The organism is Cupriavidus sp. C2SS-8b, from assembly GCF_057073745.1.
The window spans coordinates 2,264,295-2,281,719 of sequence record NZ_CP172716.1 but is presented as its reverse complement, the minus strand read 5'-3'; the positions used below and the strand labels follow the sequence as shown (position 1 = coordinate 2,281,719).

Genomic DNA, 17,425 nt, shown 5'->3' with positions numbered 1-17,425 from the left:
AGCGGCTCACCGGCAACGCCGCCATGGGCTTTCTGCGGTGGATCCAGCGGCAGGGCCGTAAGCCGCAGCGCCGCGACGACAAGGAACTCGTCGCGATGACTGCGCGCGTGACGGCGTTGAACCCGCGCCTGCGGCTGGTTTCGCACTACGAGAAGCGGCTGGCGCCGCGGCTGCGCACGGCGCTGGAAGCAGTCCGCGCGACCGTGGCCGGACTGCCGGCCCCGCGCGAGGCCAGCGAGGCCGCCTGGGACAGCGATCCTCATATCCACGCCTACTTCGGCACCGCGGCGGACGTCGTTCGCGCCTTCAGCCGTTCACCGGACCTGCGCGAGTTCTTCGACCGTACCCCGTTTGCGGAACACGCCTATGCCGTGCTGGGCATGGCCATGAACGAGCGCCGCACGCTGGGCGTGGCGCTGGAAGGCGATGTCATGCACACGGACGTGCCCCAGACGCTGGTGTCGTTCAGCGACTACCAGCTGAGGATCTGCGCCGAATCCGACGCCGCGCTGCGCGAGGAGATCCTGCTGCGCATGCTGGACCAGTTCGCCATCGAGGCCATGGCGCAGTTCGCGGCGGGCAAGGGCCGCCGCGACACGCTCGAGCGCGAGCAGGCCCTGCTCAAGGCGCAGCTCAAGCTCTATGAACGGCAAGGCATTGGCCTGCGCTCGATGGTGGGCGGCGAGACGCCCGACGGGGCGGCGGTCCAGTCAGTCAGGGACGAGATCGCGCAGAACGAGAGCGAACTGGCCGCGCTGGGCCACGGCGGCGACACGCTCGAGCGGCAGCTCGAGTGCCTGGGCGAAGTCCTGGGCGACGCCGCCAATCGCATGCATGTCCAGCGGCGCCAGATCCGCCTGAGCCAGGTGAACGTGATGCTGGCCGCGGACAGCACCGTGCCCGGCGTCGACCTCGAACTGCTTTGTGCGCACGTGCCCGGCGATCCGCCGCTGGTGCGGTGGTTTTCGATCGTGCGGTTCGCGCGGGCCGACATGCTGTCGCAGGCCGCGCTGCTGGACGAGGCGGCACGCATGTTGTAGCCCGAGGGCGGAATCCACCGCCCGAATTTCCCAACCTGGCGCAAGGAGCCAAGCATGAATCCCAGCAAGATACTGGTCGTCGCCGCCCTGGCCGCGGCATCCCACCTGGCCATGGCCCAGCCGGAGACCCGCGTCGACGCGGCTTCCGGCGTGGGCGCGGCCATGGTGACCGGCACGGTCAAGTCCACGGCGACGATCACGGCGATCGATCCCGCCACGCGCACGGTCTCGCTGAAGAACAAGCAGGGCAAGGTCACCGACGTGCAGGTCGGCGACGAGGTGCGCAATTTCGACCAGCTCCGCGTCGGCGATACGGTCACGGCGGAATACAAGGAGGCCCTTTCGGTCAACCTGACCAAGCAGACCGGCATGCGTTCGAGTACCGAGCGTGCGATGGAAGACCGGGCCGCACCCGGCGCCAAGCCCGGTGGCATGGTCGGGCGCGAGGTGACTGTGACCGCCGATGTCGTCGCCGTGAACAGCAAGACCGGCAAGGTGACCCTGAAGGGGCCAAAGGGCAGGATGGTGGACCTGCATGTCGAAGACCCGCAGCAGCTGAAGGGCATCCGCAAGGGCGACCAGGTCCAGGCCGTGTACACGGAGGCGCTCGCGGTCTCGGTGACGCCCAAGGGCGGTCACTAGGCGAAAGGCCTTAGCACGGAGCCCGGAGCACGCCATGCGCGACGACGCGCGCCCGGCGCCCGGCGCCCGGGGCGCCCGCATGTTCTTCAGCCTCGGGCAGGCGGCCGTGCTTTGTCGAGCACCGCCAGTCCGAGCGGGAATGAGCGTCAGCCCGGTGGCTGTGGATGGCCGGCGGCAGGCTGCGGCGCGCGCGCGCCATGCCGGCGCCGCCAGATCACCGGGGCCTCGCCGAACTGGCTGGAGAACCAGCGCGTGAACGAACTCGCCGAGCCGTACCCCAGCAATTCGGCCACGCGCAGCAGCGAGTATTGCGGATTCTCCACATAGCGCCGCGCCAGTTCGCGGCGCACCTCGTTCAGGATGTCCGTGAAGGTTTCGCCGGCTTCATCGAGCTGGCGCTGCATGGTGCGCAGGCTCATGCCCAGCCCCTGCGCCACGCCTTCGCACGTGGCGCGGCCCATCGGCAGCATCAGGTACACGGCGCTGCGCACATCGCGTCCGATCGACGGGGCATTGACGCGCGGCAGCGTATCGACAAAGCGCTGCGCATAGCGCGCCATGCCCGGGTCCGCGTTCGGGATGGCGGCGTCGAGGTCGGCCGCCAGGCAGGTGATGCCATTGAACTCGCTGCCGAACTCCAGCGGGCAGCCGAACAGGCGGCGGTGGACCTGCAGGTCGGCCGGGGCCGCATGCGTGAAATTGACATTGAGCGGATGCCAGTGCGGCCCGAGCAACGCGCGGCACAGGCGGAACACCACCCCGAGAGCCAGTTCGCTGCCCTGCCGCGAAGGCGTATCGAGCACGACCTCCTGCCGGATGACGACGACCTTTCCGGCATCTTCGAGCAGGATGGCGAGAGATTCGTTGACCAGGTGCCGATAGCGGATGATCGTGGCCAGCGCGTCGCGCAACGTGGGCTGCTGGCTGATGAGCAGGCTCATCACGCCGAAGTCCGACAACTGGCGCGACTCGGCCATGCGCAGGCCGAAGGTCTCGCATTGCGCGGCCTGCGCGGCGAGTTCCAGCAGCCTGGCGCAGGCGTTGACGGAAACGCGCTGGTCCGGGTCGCTCAGCAGCGCACGTGACAGGCGCGCTTCCCGCAGAAGCGGCTGGGGATTGAGGCCGAGATCCCGGGCCACTTCAAAGAAGTTGGTCACTGCGCCGGCGCGTATCAGCGTGTCCAAGGCTTGTCTCCGAATTCTTGTTATGGGTGCGGCCCACGCTTGAGGGGGCGTGCGCAGTGCTGCATTGTCTTCGCAGCGCATGATAGGCGGCGGTGGCATGAAATGCAAAGTCGGCGGAGGCCAATGCAAAGCGGCGCGCGCCGGCAGGTCCTAAATTTCAGGGCATGAGCGGCGCCCCTTGCGCCGACGCAAATACCAGGAGACGAGCAAATGGCAAAAGTCGTGCGCATGTATGAGGCCGGTGGCCCCGAAGTGCTTCGCGTGGAAGAGATGGAAGTCGGCGATCCGGGTCCGGGCCAGGTACGCATACGCCACGTGGCGGTGGGCCTGAACTATGCCGACACGTATTTCCGCAACGGCACCTACCCGGTGCCGCTGCCGGCCGGCATGGGCGTGGAAGCCGCGGGCGTGGTGCAGGCGGTCGGTCCCGGCGTCACCAATGTTGCCGTGGGCGACCGCGTGACCTATACCGGCTTCATCAACACGCTGGGCGCGTACAGCACCGAGCGCCTCGTGCCGGCCGCGCCGCTGATCAAGCTGCCCGAAACCATCGGCTTCGAGACAGCTGCCGCCATGACCATGCGTGGGCTGACCTCGGCATACCTGATGCGTCGCATCTACAACTTCAAGGAAGGCGACACCATCCTGCTTCACGCGGCAGCGGGCGGCGTCGGCTTGATCGTGTCGCAATGGGCGAAGCTGCTGGGCCTGACCGTGATCGGCACGGTATCGAGCGAAGCCAAGGCCGAAGTGGCGCGTGCCCATGGCTGCGACCACATCATCAACTACAGCCATGAGGACGTGGCCAAGCGCGTGCGTGAACTGACCGACGGCGTCGGCGTGTCGGTGGTGTTCGACAGCGTGGGCAAGAACACCTTCATGTCGTCGCTCGATTCGCTCAAGCGGCGCGGCACGATGGTGTGTGTCGGTACCGCTTCGGGCCCGATCCCGCCGTTCGATCCGGTGCTGCTGGCGATGAAGGGTTCGCTGTTCCTGACGCGTCCGGCCCTGGCCGACTACATCGCCGATCCGGCCGAAAAGGCCGAGCTGGCCGGTGAAATCTTCGGCCATGTCGGCGCGGGCCGGATCCAGATCGAGATCAACCAGCGCTATGCGCTCGAAGACGCGGTGCAGGCGCATCGGGACCTGGAGTCGCGCAAGACCACGGGTTCGTCGATCTTCGTGATCTAAAGGGGGCGCAGCCATGCAAGTCAAGCCACTCACCTGCTCGCTGGGCGCGGAACTGGTCGGCGTGAATCTCGGCGATGCGGTGCGCGATGACGGGCTGTTTGCGGAGATCCGCGCGCAGCTGCTGAAGCACCGCGTGCTGTTCCTGCGCAACCAGGACATCAGCCGCGCCGACCACGTCGCGTTCGCGCGCCGCTTTGGCGAACTGGAAGATCATCCCGTTGCCGGCAGCGATCCGGAGCATCCGGGCCTGGTCCGCATCTACAAGACGCCGGACCAGCCCAACGACCGCTACGAGAACGCGTGGCATTCGGACACCACGTGGCGCGAAGCGCCGCAGTTCGGTGCCGTGCTGCGTTGCGTGGAATGCCCGCCGGTTGGCGGCGACACCATGTGGGCGAACATGGCGCTGGCCTATGAGCGCCTGCCCGAACACATCAAGACGCAGATCGCCGACCTGCGCGCGCGCCACAGCATCGAGGCGAGCTTCGGTGCGGCCATGCCGATCGAAAAGCGCCTGGCGCTCAAGGCGCAGTTTCCCGACGCCGAGCACCCGGTGGTGCGTACGCACCCGGACACCGGCGAGAAGATCCTGTACGTGAACGCGTTCGCCACGCACTTCACCAACTTCCATACGCCGGAACGCGTGCGTTTTGGTATGGACGCCAATCCGGGCGCGCCCGACCTGCTGCGTTATTTGATCAGCCAGGCTTACGTGCCCGAGTACCAGGTGCGCTGGCGTTGGGAACCCAACAGTGTCGCGATCTGGGACAACACGGCCACGCAGCACTATGCCGTGATGGATTACCCGCCTTGCCACCGCAAGATGGAACGCGCCGGCATCATCGGCACCAAGCCGTACTAAGATCGGCCCGAGGAAGACAATATGCAGAACAATTTGATCGTATCCACGCCGTCGGCGTATTCCTTTCCGCTGCTCGTCAAGCAGTTGCTGACCCACTCGCTGAGCCTTTATGGCGATCAGGAGATCAGCTATCGCGGCGAGATGCGCTACACGTACCGCGATTTCCGCCGCCGCGTGGGCCAGCTGGCTTCGACGCTGGCCTCGCTGGGCGCGAAGCACGGCTCCACCGTGGCGGTGATGGACTGGGACAGCCACCGTTACCTGGAGTGCTATTTCGGCGTGCCGATGATGGGCGCGACGCTGTTCACCGTGAACGTGCGCCTGTCGCCGCAGCAGATCCTCTACACGCTCAACGACGCCGACGCGGACATCGTGCTGGTCCATCCCGACTTCGTGCCGGTGCTGGACCAGATCCGCGGCGAGCTGACGTGCAAGCCGCGCTTCGTGCTGCTGGCCGATGGCCAGGCCGCGCCGCAGACCGAACTGCCGCTGGCGGGCGAGTACGAGGCCTTGCTGGCCGATGCGTCGCCGGACTTCGAGTTTCCCGAGTTCGACGAGAACACCAAGGCTGCCACGTTCTACACCACCGGCACCACCGGCGATCCGAAGGGCGTGTGCTACAGCCATCGCGACATCGTGCTGCACACGCTGACGACCTCGGCCAGCCTGTGCTCGCCGCGCGAAGGGCAGCGCATGCACCGTGAAGACGTGTACATGCCAATCACGCCGATGTTCCACGTACTGGCGTGGGGCATTCCGTACGTGGCGGTCATGCTGGGACTGCGCACCGTGCTGCCGGGCCGCTATGCGCCTGACATGCTGCTGAAGCTGCGCGAGCAGGAGAAGGTCACGTTCTCGCATTGCGTGCCGACCATCCTCCAGATGCTGTTGCAGTCGTCGCAGGGCAGTGCGCAGGACCTGTCGGGCTGGAAGATCATCATCGGCGGCTCGGCCTTGCCGCCTGCACTGTGCGACGCGGCGCTCTCGCGCGGCATCGATATCTTTGCTGGCTATGGCATGTCGGAAACTGGGCCGATCGTTTCGCTGGCGCAGTTGCCGCCGCGCCTGGCACCGAAGGACCGCGCGGACGAAGTGCGCATGCGTTGCTCCACCGGGCGTCCGGTGGTGATGGTGGATTTCCGCATCGTCAGCGAAGACATGCAGGACCTGCCGCGCGACGGTGCAAGCCGTGGCGAGATCGTGCTGCGTGCGCCGTACCTGACGCAGTCGTACTTCAAGAAGCCGGCGGCTTCCGAAGACCTGTGGGCGGGCGGCTATCTGCATACCCAGGACGTCGCGGTCATGGGGCAGGATGGCTTCGTGCAGATCGTCGATCGCATCAAGGACGTCATCAAGACGGGCGGTGAGTGGGTGTCGTCGATCGAAGTCGAGAACCTCATCACCGAAGTGCCTGGCGTGCAGGAGTGCGCGGTGATCGGTGTGCCCGATGCCAAGTGGGGCGAGCGTCCGATGGCGTTTGTCGTCCGCAAGGCCGGGGCCGAGGTCGGTGCGGAGTCCATTCGCCAGCAATTGCTCGGACACGTCGATACGCAACGCATCAGCAAGTACGCAGTGCCCGAGGCGGAACGGATTGCGTTTGTGGCTGAAATTCCTAAGACTAGTGTGGGGAAGATTAATAAGAAGCAACTGCGGGAGAAGGCAGTCTGAAGGGTAGGAAAGGGAGAAGGTTTGGACGCTGGCTCTTGAAGGGGGGCCAGCGTTTTTTTTTATGGGGTTGGGGAATGATGAGGTCGTCGTGCTTGGCAGGCGCGGCTGTTTCGCCGGCGTAGCCGGCGAGTCACTTTTTGTCCGAGCGACAAAAAGTAACCAAAAAACGCGTTTGCTTGTCCTAGCGGACGAATATTGATCGTAGTGTGCGAAGAATTTCGTACGGGTATTCGCTTCAGAGCGTGCCCGGCTGCCTGCCGCGTGGAGCGCGGCCACATGCAGGCTCTCCAGCAATGATTGAACGAGCCCTGAACCTGTCCGTGGCCCGACACTGCCAACGCTGTCGCATCATCGCCTACGGCTGCTACGCGGCTCACTAGTCTGTTAGCTGGCGCATCGCCATCGCTGCCGCACACTGACACGGGCTATTGTCTTGGTCTTCAGCTTCGGCCTGCGCGGTCAGACTACTGAGCCGCGCGTAGCGCAGCCGAAGGCGATGATGCGATATAGCTGGAGAGCCCGGGCCACGGACAGGTTCAGGGCTCGTTCAATCATTGTTGGAGAGCCTATAGTCGGACGCGCTCCATGCGGCAGGCAGCGGGGCAGACTCTGAAGTGAATACCCGTACGAAATTCTTCGCACACTACGATCAACATTCGCCCGTTAGGGCAAGTAAACGCGTTCTTTGGTTACTTTCTGTCGCTCGGACAGAAAGTGACTCGCCGGCTACGCCGGCGAAACAGCCGCGTCTGCCAAGAGCGATAACATCAAAAAAAATGCCATCCGATCCGGATGGCATTTTTAAATGAAAAATCTTATAAATTCAAGGCTGAATATTAAAAGCCTTAACAATCTTCCCATTTCGCTCATATTCCTCGCGCAGCGACTGGCTAAGCTGCGGCAGCGTCTGGGCCGCCATCGGCTCATAGCCAAGCGTTTCCATCCGGTCATGCACCTTGGGCGTTGCAGCGGCCTTATAAGCGGCAGTCTGAATCTTCTGCGCCAGTTCAACCGGCACCTTGGCGGAGGCGATCACACCGATCCAGTTGCTGAATTCGACATCCGCATATCCCAGTTCCGCAAACGTCGGCACTTGCGGCAGCAGCGGCGAGCGGTTCTTTGAAGCCACCGCGAACGCCTGCACCTTGCCGGCCTTGATCATCGGCAGCGAGGTCACCATGCCGTCGTACATGACTGCAATCTGTCCCCCCATGACCTGGCTCAGCGCCGGCCCCGAGCCGGCGAACGGCACGTGCTGCAGATCCATCCCGGCCTTCTGGTTCATGATCATGCCGGCGTAGTGCGACGCCGTGCCCGAACTGTAGGAAGCAAAGCTGAGCTTGCCAGGATTGGCCTTGACGTAGCTGACCAGGGACGGCAAGTCCCTGGCCGGCAGCGTCGGCGCACCGACCATCACCAAGCGCGACCGCGCCACGGCGGCCAGCGGACGGATGTCGTTCATGGTGTCGAACGACTGCTTCAGCACATGCGGCACTTCGGTCAGCACATTGGTGGCCGTCACCATGATGGTCTGGCCATCCGCCGGCGCCGCCAGCAGCGTTGTGATCGCGATGCCGCCGCCGGCCCCCGGCTTGTTGTCGACGATGACGGGCTGCCCCAGGTCGGCGGAAAGCTGGTCGGCCAGCAGGCGGGCCATGACGTCCATGGTGCCGCCAGCCGGCGCCGGTACCAGCATCCGCACGGGCTTGTTGGTCCACGCCATGGCCGCCGGCATGGACAGGGCCATGACGGTGGCAAGCGCGGCTCGACGCATGCGAAGCAGGGTGGGGCGGTTTTTCATTTTGTGTTGTCTCCGTGATGGGTTTGCGGCTTGCGACGGCATCCGTGCCCGCCGTTCAACGGCACGGGCACGGGTTACTGCGGATACGTCCGGTGCAGGACTGACCCCGCCCTGTTCGGAAGGCACAGCGCTTCAGGCGGCAGCGCGCGTGGCGATCTGCCTGGCCCGCGCCAGCGCACGCAGCATGGCTTCCAGCAGCGCCTCGGGCGGGCGCGAGCCCGACACGCTGTGCGTGCCGTTGAAAATGAAATGCGGCACGCCAAGCCCCGCACGCGGCGGCGAATCTTCGGGGCCATTCAACGCAGGCAGCCATTCCAGGTCGTGCCGCACAGGCGTGCCTGCGTTGCCCGGCACGTCAATGCCGCACTCGATCAGCGCGTCGCCGAGCACTTGCCCGTCACCGATGTTCTGGGCGCGCAGGAAGTAGCGCGTGAACAGGTTGTCGACCAGCGCCGTCGCGGCCTGTGCACCGTCCTGCTGTCGCACGAAACGCACCAGCCGATGCGCCAGCAGCGTGTTGGGAAAGGTTTCGATGCGTTCGAGCGCCAACTCCAGGCCGGCTTCGCGCGCGGCACTCTTTACCTGTGCCTGGCGCACGGCGACGGCCTGCGGGCTGCCCAGCCGCGCGACGTAGAAGTCGCGATACGGAATGCCATCGGGCGGCGTGGCGGGAATCAGCGGATACGAGCGCCATTCGACTTGCACGGTAACGTCCGGGCGCTCGCGCCCGAGCAGGTCGATGGCGGTTTCAAGATGCCGTTTGCCGATCAGGCACCACGGACAGATCAGGTCGAAGTACGCTTCGACCGACAGAGTGTTGGTTGGGGTCATGTTTGGGGAGGGCGCGGAGGGTGGGCGCGTAGCGGTCAGGCGCTCGGCGCCGCCGTGGTGCGATTCGGGCGTCGTGTCGGCAGCGCGGCCATGACTTCGGCGCGCTGCCCATCGGTCATCTGTTCCCAGCGGCCGATTTCCACGAGGGTTCTGCCGCAGCCTTGGCAATACTTGCCAGCCAGGTCCATGCGGCAGATGTTGATGCAGGGATTCGCGACGGAAATGGACGCGTTCATGGTTCCTTCACTTGCGGTGTCGAATTTGGCATGCGGTGACCGAAGTATCGGTGAACGGCGCATGGAAATTTGACGATCCGGGACGGTCGATTTACATTTCGGGACAGTCAGGGAAAACGCGATGTCCTACTACCTTCGCAGTGCCAGCCTTACCAACTATGTGGAAGTGGCCCGCTCCGTGGGCCTGGATCCGCATCAGCAGTTGCGCGCCGCGAAGATCAGCCGCGATGCGCTGCTCGACCCGGATATCCGCATCCCGGCGGAGAAGGTCGGCCGCCTGCTGGATGATTCCGCGCGCGCCGCGCACGTGGACGATTTTGGTGTGCGCATGGCGGAACTGCGCCAGGTTTCGAATCTTGGCCCGCTTGCCTTCGTCGTGCGCGAGCAGCCGACGTTGCGGCGCGCGCTGGAGTCGATGGTGCGTTACATGGGCGTACAGAACGAAGCGCTTGCGATGCGCATGGAAGAGTCGGAGGGCCTTCTGATGATCCGTCTGCATGTCCTCAGCGACGTGCCCGGTACGTTACGCCAGGCCACAGATCTAGCGGTCGGCGTGATTTACCGCTTGCTGAGCGTATGCCTGGGACCATCCTGGCGGCCGCGCAGCATCTGCTTCACGCACGCGGCACCCGCGAGCCAGGCCACGTTCCAGCGTGTGTTCGGCATGCCAAGCGTGTTCAACCAGGACTTCGACGGCATTGTCTGCGTTGCCGCCGACCTTGAAGGACCGTTGCCATCGTATGACCCGGTCATGGCGCACCAGGTCAAGCGCTACCTCGGCACCTTGCTGGCCCAGGCAAACACCACGTTGCCCGACAAGGTGCGCGAGCTTGTCCACGTGCTGCTGCCGTCCGGCATGTGCTCCGTCGACCGCGTGGCGCAGCATCTCGGCGTGGACCGCCGCACGGTGCACCGGCGCCTGGCGCAGGAAAACACCAGCTACTCGGATATCGTCAACGAGGCCCGCGCCAGCCTGGTCGTGCGTTATATCGACAACCGCGAGCGGCCGTTGTCCGAGGTCGCCACGTTGCTGGGCTTTTCGTCGCTGAGCGCGTTTTCGCGCTGGTTCGGCGGCCAGTTCGGCTGCAGTGTGTCGAAATGGCGCCTGCAGCAGGACGAAGCCCGGAACAACATGTAGCCGTCGGGTTTTCACCGCCTGGCGGCTGTGACAGAATGCGCCAGCCGCCACCTTTTCATCGCACGCATTGCCAAGGCCTCGCGTGAATGACGTGAACGACGTGAACGATTTCTCCGCCACTGTCCCCATCTCCGTCGTCAACGGCTTCCTGTCCGGCGCCGACCCCGCGGCGATGGCACGTCTGGCCGAATGCTCCGGCATTGCCCCCGAACTGCTGGCCGAGCCGGCTGCCCGCGTCACGCAGGAGCAGTTCTCGACGCTGTACCGGCTGCTGGCGAAGGAGCTGGACGACGAAATGCCCGGCATCTTCAGCCGGCCACTGCGCAACGGCACGCTCAAGTACCTCTGCCTGAGCCTGCTCGATGCGCCACGGCTCGAAGTCGCGCTGCGTCGCTTCGGGCAGTTCTTCCACCTGATCCTCGACGACTTCCGCATGGAGTCCCGGCGCGAGGATTCGGCTGGCATCGTCGAACTGGCGGACAGCGCCTGCGGCCCCGCCGCGAGCATGCTGGGGCGCGAGCTGATGCTCAAGCTCGTGCATGGCGTGGCGTCCTGGCTGATCCGCCAGCGCATACCGTTGCTGGCGGTCGAGCTGCCCGATGCCCGGCCGGCACTCGCGAGCGACCATCTTTACCTGTTTCCGGGGCCCGTGCATTTCGATCGGCAGCACACGCGGCTGGTGTTCGACGCGGCCCTTCTGGACCTGCCCGTGCGGCAACGCAAGCCCGATCTCGAGAAGTTCCTGGCGCGCGCGCCGGAAGACTGGATCTTCGTCTCGTTCGCCGAGGAGATGACCTGCCACCGGGTGCGCCAGCACGTGGCCGACTGCCTGCCGGCGTCTCCCACCATCGATGAGGTGGCGCAGGCGCTGCACCATTCGGTGCGCACGCTGTGCCGTCGGCTCTCGGCCGAAGGCACTACGTTCCAGGCCATCAAGGACGAGGTGCGGCGCGATATCGCCATCCGCCGCCTGACGCGTTCCGAAGATGCCATCGCGGCCATCGCCTTCGACGTGGGCTTCGACAACCCTACCGCCTTTCATCGCGCCTTCCGCCACTGGACGGGCAGCACGCCGAACGCCTACCGGCGCGCGCCATAAGCTCGCCATCAGCGTGCAGCGGCTGGCAAGACTGGCCGTCGACTTACAAATCCTGCCACCTCGCGCGTCTCTCGCGCCGCACTGCGCGTGCGCCGGCCTTCGCATGCTGCATTGCGGCAGGATTTGTCATTCAAAGGGCGGGTTTAGGTAATCGCTTTCGCGGGGATGGCCCTTACGATCAGGGTCATCAATGATGTCGCAGCACCGCAGGGCCTTGTCCCGGAGTCGGCGCTGCATCGCCGCGAAAGGAATGAGATGAGCTATACCGCGCCCACCAAGGACATGCTGTTCGCCATGCGCGAACTGGCCGGACTGACAAAGATTGCCACGCTGCCGGGCTATGAAGATGCCACGCCGGAAACGGTCGAGGCAGTGCTGGAGGAAGCCGCGAAGTTCCACGGCGAAGTGCTGGCCCCGCTGAACGCCGCCGGCGACCGCCAGCCGAGCAGCTGGAACGACGGCCAGGTCACGACCACCGAAGGCTTCCGCGAGGCGTTCCGCCAGTTCGGCGAAGGTGGCTGGCAAGGCATCGTGCATCCGGCCGAGTTCGGCGGCCAGGGCCTGCCCAAGCTGGTGGCCGCGCCGTGCATCGAGATGATGAACGCGGCCAACATGTCGTTCGCGCTGTGCCCGCTGCTGACCGACGGCGCCATCGAGGCGCTGCTCACGGCGGGCTCGGACGAGCTCAAGCAACGCTACCTGCCGCGCCTCATCGCCGGCGAGTGGACCGGCACCATGAACCTGACCGAGCCGCAGGCCGGTTCGGACCTGGCCCTGGTGCGTACGCGTGCCGACCGGCAGGCGGACGGTACCTACAAGGTGTCCGGCACCAAGATCTTCATCACCTACGGTGAGCACGACATGGCCGAGAACATCGTGCACCTGGTGCTGGCGCGCACGCCGGACGCGCCCGAAGGCGTGAAGGGCATCTCGCTGTTCCTGGTGCCGAAGTTCCTGGTCAATGACGATGGATCGCTTGGCGCGCGCAACGACGTGGAGTGCGTGTCGATCGAACACAAGCTCGGCATCAAGGCCAGTCCGACCGCTGTGCTGCAGTTCGGCGACAACGGGGGCGCCATCGGCTACCTGATCGGCGAAGAGAACCGCGGCCTGGAATACATGTTCGTAATGATGAACGCCGCGCGCTTCGGCGTGGGCGTGCAGGGCATCGCCATCTCCGATCGTGCCTACCAGCAGGCCGTGGGCTATGCGAAGGACCGAGTGCAAAGTCGCCCGGTCGATGGCTCGGCGAAGGAAGCGGTGTCGATCATCCGGCATCCCGACGTGCGCCGCATGCTGACCGAAATGCGCGCACTGACCGAAGGCGCGCGTGCGTTGGCACTGGTGGCCGCGGGCTATTCCGACCTTGCGCACCAGTCGCCCGACGCCGGGACGCGTGAACGCTTTGGCGCGGCCTACGAATACCTGGTGCCCGTCATCAAGGGCTGGAGCACCGAGATGTCGCTGGAAGTGACCAGCCTTGGCGTGCAGGTGCATGGCGGCATGGGCTTCATCGAAGAGACCGGCGCGGCGCAACACTACCGCGACGCGCGCATCCTGCCGATCTACGAAGGCACGACTGCGATCCAGGCCAACGACCTGATCGGCCGCAAGACCGTGCGCGATGGCGGTGCGGCGGCGCGCGGCATCCTCGTCGAGATCGACAAGACGCTGGAGGCGCTGAAGGAATACGCCGACGGCTGCCGGAATGCCGCGTGCAGCGCCATGCTGATGCGCCTTGGCGTGGCGCGGCTGGCCCTGGGCAATGCGGTGGACCACGTGGTGGAGAACACGCGCAAGGACCCGAATGCCGTGTTCGGCGCGAGCGTCGCTTATCTGAAGCTGACCGGCATCGTGCTGACGGGCTGGCAGATGGCGCGGGCGCTGATCGTGGCGACGCAGAAGCGCGCAGAGGACGAAGCCTTCTACGGCGCCAAGATCGCGACCGCCGAGTACTTCGCCAACCATATCCTGCCGCGCGCTACCGCGTTCGAGGCAGCGGTCATCAGCACGACGGGCCAGGACGGTTTCCTGGCGCTGGACGAATCCTGCTTCTGACGCGGCGGACCGGAAACCAAGACAAGGAAGGAAAGAAGATGGCAATCGAAGGCTACAGCATGGCCACGCTCGACGCGTTCGTCGGCAAGGAACTCGGCGTGTCCGAGTGGGTGGAGATCGACCAGGCGCGCATCGACGCGTTCGCGCACTGCACCGGGGACCACCAGTGGATCCACGTGGATGTGGATCGCGCGCAGCGCGAAAGCCCGTTCGGCGGCACCATCGCCCACGGCTACCTGACGCTCTCTCTCGTGGCGAGCCAGATGATCGATCTGGGCGCAGTGCCGCACGACGCGAGCGCCGCGGTGAACTACGGCCTGGAGAAGGCGCGCTTCCTGACGCCGGTGAAGGCGGGCGCGCGCGTGCGCAACCGTCTGAGCCTGATTGCGGCCGACCGCAAGGGTGACGGGCGCGTGCTGGTGCGCATGGAGAACGCGGTAGAGATCGAAGGCGAGCGCAAGCCCGCACTGGTGGCCGAGTCGCTCGCGCTGCTGGTCGCCTGAAGCACGAACAAACGAAGACATCAATAAGGCAGGACGAGGTGGGCAGCATGACAACAGCCGTGAGTACGAGAACGCCGGCAAAGAAGGCAAAGAAGACGACAACGAGGACAGCCGCTCCGGCGGAGACGCTGGACAACGCGCCGGCCGTGACGGGGCCGAATCCGTTCGTGGGCATGCGCCCGCAGGACCTGGTCAGCACCGCGCAGCAGATTGGCGCGCAGTGCGTGCAGGAACCGACGCTGCTGCTGGAGCAGCAGTCCCGGCTCGCGCAGGACCTGATGGCGGTCGCGAACGGCACGGCGCCCGCGCCCACCACGCGCGACCGCCGCTTTGGCGATCCCGCCTGGCAGGACAACCCGGTCTACCGCATGGCCCTGCAGGGATACCAGGCGTGGCGTGACGCGGTGACTGGCTTCGTCACCCGCTCGGTGATGGACGGCCGCAGCAAGGACCGCGCGCAGTACTTCACCGACCTGCTGATGGACGCGGTGGCGCCGACCAACACGCTGCTGGGCAATCCCGCCGCGCTGCGCAAGACGTTCGAAACCGGCGGCCTGAACCTGGTCAGCGGCCTGGTCAACCTGCTGACCGATACCCTGACCAACCAGGGCATGCCGTCGCAGGTCGACAAGGGCGCCTTCCGCGTCGGCAAGAACCTTGCCGCCACGCCTGGCGCGGTGGTGTTTCGCAATGATGTGCTCGAACTGATCCAGTACACGCCGACCACCGCGAACGTCCATGCCCGGCCGCAGCTGATCGTGCCGCCGCAGGTCAACAAGTTCTATGTGTTCGATCTCGCGCCGGGCAAGAGCATGGTCGAACACCTGCTGCGCAACGAGCTGCAGGTGTTCATGGTGAGCTGGCGCAATCCGACCTCGGCCCACCGCAACTGGAACCTCGACACCTACGTGGGTTCGCTGGTGGAAGCCATCCACGCGATCCGAGAGATCACGGGCAGCCCCGACGTCAACCTGCATGGCGCGTGCTCCGGCGCGATGACGATGTCGGCGCTAATGGGCTACTGCGCCGCGCGTGGCGAAAAGCTCGTGCATGCGGCCACGCTGATGGTGTCGGTGTTCGGCCTCGATTCGCAATCGCAGCTGGGCCTGTTCGCCACGCCGGAAGCCATCGATGCCGCGCGGCAGGGCAGCCAGGTTCGCGGCGTGCTGGACGGCGAGGAACTCGGGCGTGTCTTCGCCTGGATGCGGCCGAACGACCTGGTGTGGAACTACTGGGTCAACAACTACCTGCTCGGCAAGGCGCCGCCGGCGTTCGACATCCTGTTCTGGAACAACGACACCACGCGCCTGCCGGCGGGCCTGCATGGCCAGCTGCTCGACATGCTGACGCTGAACCAGCTGGCGACGCCGGGCGCGCTGCGCGTCCTCGGCGAGCCGATCGACCTGGGCGCGGTGGACTGCGACAAGTACGTGCTGGCCGGCATGACCGACCACATCACGCCGTGGAAGGGTGTGTACAGCTCGGTGCGCGCCTTTGGCGGCAAGACCGAGTTCGTGCTCAGCTCCAGTGGCCACGTGCAGAGCCTGATCAACCCGCCCGGCAATGCCAAGGCGAAGTACTTCCTGAACGACGCGCAAGGGGCGGATCCCGAGGCGTGGCTCGAAGGCGCCACGACGACCCAGGCGTCCTGGTGGGAGCACTGGGGCGAATGGCTGAAGACGCGTTCGGGCGACATGCACGCCGCGCCGTCCGAACTGGGCAGCGCGCGCCATGTGCCCCTGTGCGAAGCACCGGGACGCTATGTGACCGAGGCCTGATCTCCGGATCGCGCCGGTCGATTTCTGTGAAGTAACCTGTAAGGAGAGTTGAAGATGGAAGCCACCAATACCAATGCCAATACCGCCGCCTACAAGAAGGTGTTTGATTTCGTCAAGCAGAACCGCCTGGACCCGGCGGCGATCCTCGAATCGCGCCGCAAGGACATCGAGGCGATCGCCAGCGTGAACGTCACGCTGCTGGCCGGCCTGCAATCGCTGGTGCGCCAGCAGGCCGAGTTCCTGACCGACACCGCCGCCGAGCTGCAGTCGCTCGCGCGCCGTGGCCAGGGTGCCGACGGCGAAGCCGCGGCCAAGGTTTCGGAAGTGCTGCCGCGCTCGCTGCAGAAGGCCGTGGCCGGCCTGCGCGGCCTGACCGATACGGTGTACAAGGCCCAGGCCGACAGCGTTGCCACGGTTGGCAAGCGCCTGGCGGAAAACGTCGAAGAGGTGAAGGGCATCTTGCGTCCCAAGCAGTAAGCGCAAGAGAAGCATGGCCGTCCCCGGCCATGCTTCGCCGCCATTCTCTCCGGGACACTTGATGACAACAAACAACACCAGCCTCGACGCTGGACAAATCATGCAGACCCGAACGGTAGACCTGGACGGGCAGGAACTCAGGGTCGGCATCCGGCCCGGCAGCCGCGCGCATCCGCCGCTGCTCATCTTCAATGGCATTGGCGCCAACCTCGAACTCGTCGAGCCGTTCGTCGATGCGCTGGAGGACGTCGAAGTCATCATCTTCGACATCCCCGGTGCAGGGCATTCTCCGGCGCCATTGTTTCCCTATCGCTTTTCCAACCTGTGCGTGATGGCCGACAAGCTCCTGTCGCGCCTTGGCTATGCGGGACCTGTCGATACGCTTGGCGTTTCCTGGGGCGGAGCGCTCGCGCAGGAGTTCGCGCGGCTGTATCCGCGGCGCTGCCGCCGGCTGGTGCTGGCCGCCACGTCGCCCGGTGTGCTGATGGTGCCGGGCAGTCCGTCCGTGCTCACGAAGATGATCGGCGTGCGGCGCTATTCCGATCCGCAGTACCTGCAACGCGTAGGCGCCGAGCTTTACGGCGGGGCCTTCCGCGATGATCCGTCACTGCTCGACGAGCATGGCCGCCATATGCATCCGCCGCGCGGACGCGGCTACCTTTACCAGCTGATGGCCGCATGGGGCTGGAGCAGCCTGCCATGGCTCGGGGCGCTGAAGCAGCGCACGCTGGTGTTGCATGGCAGCGATGATCCGATCGTGCCGTTGGTGAATGCGAGGATCCTGGCAAAGTGCATCCCGCACGCCACGCTGCGTGTTTTCGACGACGACGGCCACCTTTTCCTGCTGACTGCCGCCGGTGAAACGGCGCGCGTGGTGGCGGAGTTCCTGCACGGGAACAGCCACTGACGATCGCGTG

16 protein-coding genes are annotated in these 17,425 nt (G+C 65.5%); 12 read left to right on the top strand and 4 right to left on the bottom strand.

Features of this window, described 5'->3' with window-relative positions:
• Nucleotides 1–23 precede the first annotated feature (23 nt).
• Together ACIGJB_RS10525 and ACIGJB_RS10520 are read left to right on the top strand one after the other, a co-directional pair.
• The gene (locus ACIGJB_RS10525) at nucleotides 24–1,040 is read left to right on the top strand and encodes a hypothetical protein (RefSeq protein WP_483729783.1); all 1,017 of its coding nucleotides are present in this window, start codon (nucleotides 24–26) and stop codon (nucleotides 1,038–1,040) included.
• A 54-nt stretch (nucleotides 1,041–1,094) separates the two neighbouring features.
• On the top strand, nucleotides 1,095–1,682 hold the full coding sequence (locus tag ACIGJB_RS10520; protein WP_483729782.1) for a hypothetical protein: 588 nt from the start codon (nucleotides 1,095–1,097) through the stop codon (nucleotides 1,680–1,682).
• Nucleotides 1,683–1,828: 146 nt separating this feature from the next.
• Here the strand turns inward: ACIGJB_RS10520 and ACIGJB_RS10515 are convergent, their stop codons facing one another.
• Entirely contained in the window at nucleotides 1,829–2,866 is a 1,038-nt protein-coding gene (locus ACIGJB_RS10515) for an AraC family transcriptional regulator (RefSeq protein WP_483729781.1), read from the bottom strand.
• A gap of 210 nt (nucleotides 2,867–3,076) precedes the next feature.
• Here ACIGJB_RS10515 and ACIGJB_RS10510 point away from each other — a divergent pair, with 210 nt between their 5' ends.
• The 3 genes from ACIGJB_RS10510 to ACIGJB_RS10500 are packed head-to-tail and all read left to right on the top strand — an operon-like array spanning nucleotide 3,077 to nucleotide 6,587.
• On the top strand, nucleotides 3,077–4,057 hold the full coding sequence (locus ACIGJB_RS10510) for a quinone oxidoreductase family protein (protein ID WP_483708541.1): 981 nt from the start codon (nucleotides 3,077–3,079) through the stop codon (nucleotides 4,055–4,057).
• Nucleotides 4,058–4,070: 13 nt separating this feature from the next.
• The gene (locus ACIGJB_RS10505) at nucleotides 4,071–4,919 is read left to right on the top strand and encodes a TauD/TfdA dioxygenase family protein (RefSeq protein ID WP_483729780.1); all 849 of its coding nucleotides are present in this window, start codon (nucleotides 4,071–4,073) and stop codon (nucleotides 4,917–4,919) included.
• 21 nt (nucleotides 4,920–4,940) lie between these two features.
• Entirely contained in the window at nucleotides 4,941–6,587 is a 1,647-nt protein-coding gene (locus ACIGJB_RS10500) for a fatty acid--CoA ligase (protein ID WP_483729779.1), read from the top strand.
• An 823-nt stretch (nucleotides 6,588–7,410) separates the two neighbouring features.
• On the opposite strand, the gene ACIGJB_RS10495 is transcribed toward ACIGJB_RS10500, so the two are convergent.
• The 3 genes from ACIGJB_RS10495 to ACIGJB_RS10485 all read right to left on the bottom strand — a co-directional run bounded on the left by ACIGJB_RS10495 (nucleotide 7,411) and on the right by ACIGJB_RS10485 (nucleotide 9,455).
• On the bottom strand, nucleotides 7,411–8,388 hold the full coding sequence (locus ACIGJB_RS10495; protein ID WP_483729778.1) for a Bug family tripartite tricarboxylate transporter substrate binding protein: 978 nt from the start codon (nucleotides 8,386–8,388) through the stop codon (nucleotides 7,411–7,413).
• 132 nt (nucleotides 8,389–8,520) lie between these two features.
• Nucleotides 8,521–9,219: a DsbA family oxidoreductase gene (locus ACIGJB_RS10490; RefSeq protein ID WP_483729777.1), complete on the bottom strand. Its 699-nt coding sequence runs from the start codon at nucleotides 9,217–9,219 to the stop codon at nucleotides 8,521–8,523.
• 35 nt (nucleotides 9,220–9,254) lie between these two features.
• Nucleotides 9,255–9,455 (bottom strand): DUF1289 domain-containing protein, encoded by a 201-nt coding sequence (locus ACIGJB_RS10485; RefSeq protein WP_483729776.1) that lies wholly within the window; start codon nucleotides 9,453–9,455, stop codon nucleotides 9,255–9,257.
• Between the two features lie 121 nt (nucleotides 9,456–9,576).
• On the opposite strand from ACIGJB_RS10485, the gene ACIGJB_RS10480 reads away from it, so the two are divergent.
• From ACIGJB_RS10480 to phaZ, 7 genes are all read left to right on the top strand, one after another.
• Nucleotides 9,577–10,593 (top strand): AraC family transcriptional regulator, encoded by a 1,017-nt coding sequence (locus ACIGJB_RS10480; protein ID WP_483729775.1) that lies wholly within the window; start codon nucleotides 9,577–9,579, stop codon nucleotides 10,591–10,593.
• Between the two features lie 172 nt (nucleotides 10,594–10,765).
• Entirely contained in the window at nucleotides 10,766–11,692 is a 927-nt protein-coding gene (locus ACIGJB_RS10475) for an AraC family transcriptional regulator (RefSeq protein WP_483732309.1), read from the top strand.
• A gap of 255 nt (nucleotides 11,693–11,947) precedes the next feature.
• Entirely contained in the window at nucleotides 11,948–13,750 is a 1,803-nt protein-coding gene (locus ACIGJB_RS10470) for an acyl-CoA dehydrogenase (RefSeq protein ID WP_483729774.1), read from the top strand.
• 38 nt (nucleotides 13,751–13,788) lie between these two features.
• Complete coding sequence (locus ACIGJB_RS10465; RefSeq protein WP_483729773.1) at nucleotides 13,789–14,253, top strand: MaoC family dehydratase; 465 nt, start codon at nucleotides 13,789–13,791, stop codon at nucleotides 14,251–14,253.
• 173 nt (nucleotides 14,254–14,426) lie between these two features.
• The gene (locus ACIGJB_RS10460; protein WP_483732308.1) at nucleotides 14,427–16,031 is read left to right on the top strand and encodes an alpha/beta fold hydrolase; all 1,605 of its coding nucleotides are present in this window, start codon (nucleotides 14,427–14,429) and stop codon (nucleotides 16,029–16,031) included.
• Nucleotides 16,032–16,085: 54 nt separating this feature from the next.
• Nucleotides 16,086–16,508, top strand: coding sequence for a phasin family protein (locus tag ACIGJB_RS10455; protein ID WP_483729772.1), 423 nt, complete (start codon nucleotides 16,086–16,088; stop codon nucleotides 16,506–16,508).
• 100 nt (nucleotides 16,509–16,608) lie between these two features.
• On the top strand, nucleotides 16,609–17,415 hold the full coding sequence (phaZ, locus tag ACIGJB_RS10450; RefSeq protein ID WP_483729771.1) for a poly(3-hydroxyalkanoate) depolymerase: 807 nt from the start codon (nucleotides 16,609–16,611) through the stop codon (nucleotides 17,413–17,415).
• Nucleotides 17,416–17,425: the final 10 nt, after the last annotated feature.

Excerpts from the sequence above, each read along its gene's own strand:
- ACIGJB_RS10525 (WP_483729783.1), top strand. The coding sequence starts at position 24 with ATGGGCTTTCTGCGGTGGATCCAGCGGCAGGGCCGTAAGCCGCAGCGC.
- ACIGJB_RS10520 (WP_483729782.1), top strand. The coding sequence starts at position 1,095 with ATGAATCCCAGCAAGATACTGGTCGTCGCCGCCCTGGCCGCGGCATCC.
- ACIGJB_RS10510 (WP_483708541.1), top strand. The coding sequence starts at position 3,077 with ATGGCAAAAGTCGTGCGCATGTATGAGGCCGGTGGCCCCGAAGTGCTT.
- ACIGJB_RS10505 (WP_483729780.1), top strand. The coding sequence starts at position 4,071 with ATGCAAGTCAAGCCACTCACCTGCTCGCTGGGCGCGGAACTGGTCGGC.
- ACIGJB_RS10500 (WP_483729779.1), top strand. The coding sequence starts at position 4,941 with ATGCAGAACAATTTGATCGTATCCACGCCGTCGGCGTATTCCTTTCCG.
- ACIGJB_RS10495 (WP_483729778.1), bottom strand. The coding sequence starts at position 8,388 with ATGAAAAACCGCCCCACCCTGCTTCGCATGCGTCGAGCCGCGCTTGCC.
- ACIGJB_RS10490 (WP_483729777.1), bottom strand. The coding sequence starts at position 9,219 with ATGACCCCAACCAACACTCTGTCGGTCGAAGCGTACTTCGACCTGATC.
- ACIGJB_RS10485 (WP_483729776.1), bottom strand. The coding sequence starts at position 9,455 with ATGAACGCGTCCATTTCCGTCGCGAATCCCTGCATCAACATCTGCCGC.
- ACIGJB_RS10480 (WP_483729775.1), top strand. The coding sequence starts at position 9,577 with ATGTCCTACTACCTTCGCAGTGCCAGCCTTACCAACTATGTGGAAGTG.
- ACIGJB_RS10475 (WP_483732309.1), top strand. The coding sequence starts at position 10,766 with ATGGCACGTCTGGCCGAATGCTCCGGCATTGCCCCCGAACTGCTGGCC.
- ACIGJB_RS10470 (WP_483729774.1), top strand. The coding sequence starts at position 11,948 with ATGAGCTATACCGCGCCCACCAAGGACATGCTGTTCGCCATGCGCGAA.
- ACIGJB_RS10465 (WP_483729773.1), top strand. The coding sequence starts at position 13,789 with ATGGCAATCGAAGGCTACAGCATGGCCACGCTCGACGCGTTCGTCGGC.
- ACIGJB_RS10460 (WP_483732308.1), top strand. The coding sequence starts at position 14,427 with ATGCGCCCGCAGGACCTGGTCAGCACCGCGCAGCAGATTGGCGCGCAG.
- ACIGJB_RS10455 (WP_483729772.1), top strand. The coding sequence starts at position 16,086 with ATGGAAGCCACCAATACCAATGCCAATACCGCCGCCTACAAGAAGGTG.
- phaZ (WP_483729771.1), top strand. The coding sequence starts at position 16,609 with ATGCAGACCCGAACGGTAGACCTGGACGGGCAGGAACTCAGGGTCGGC.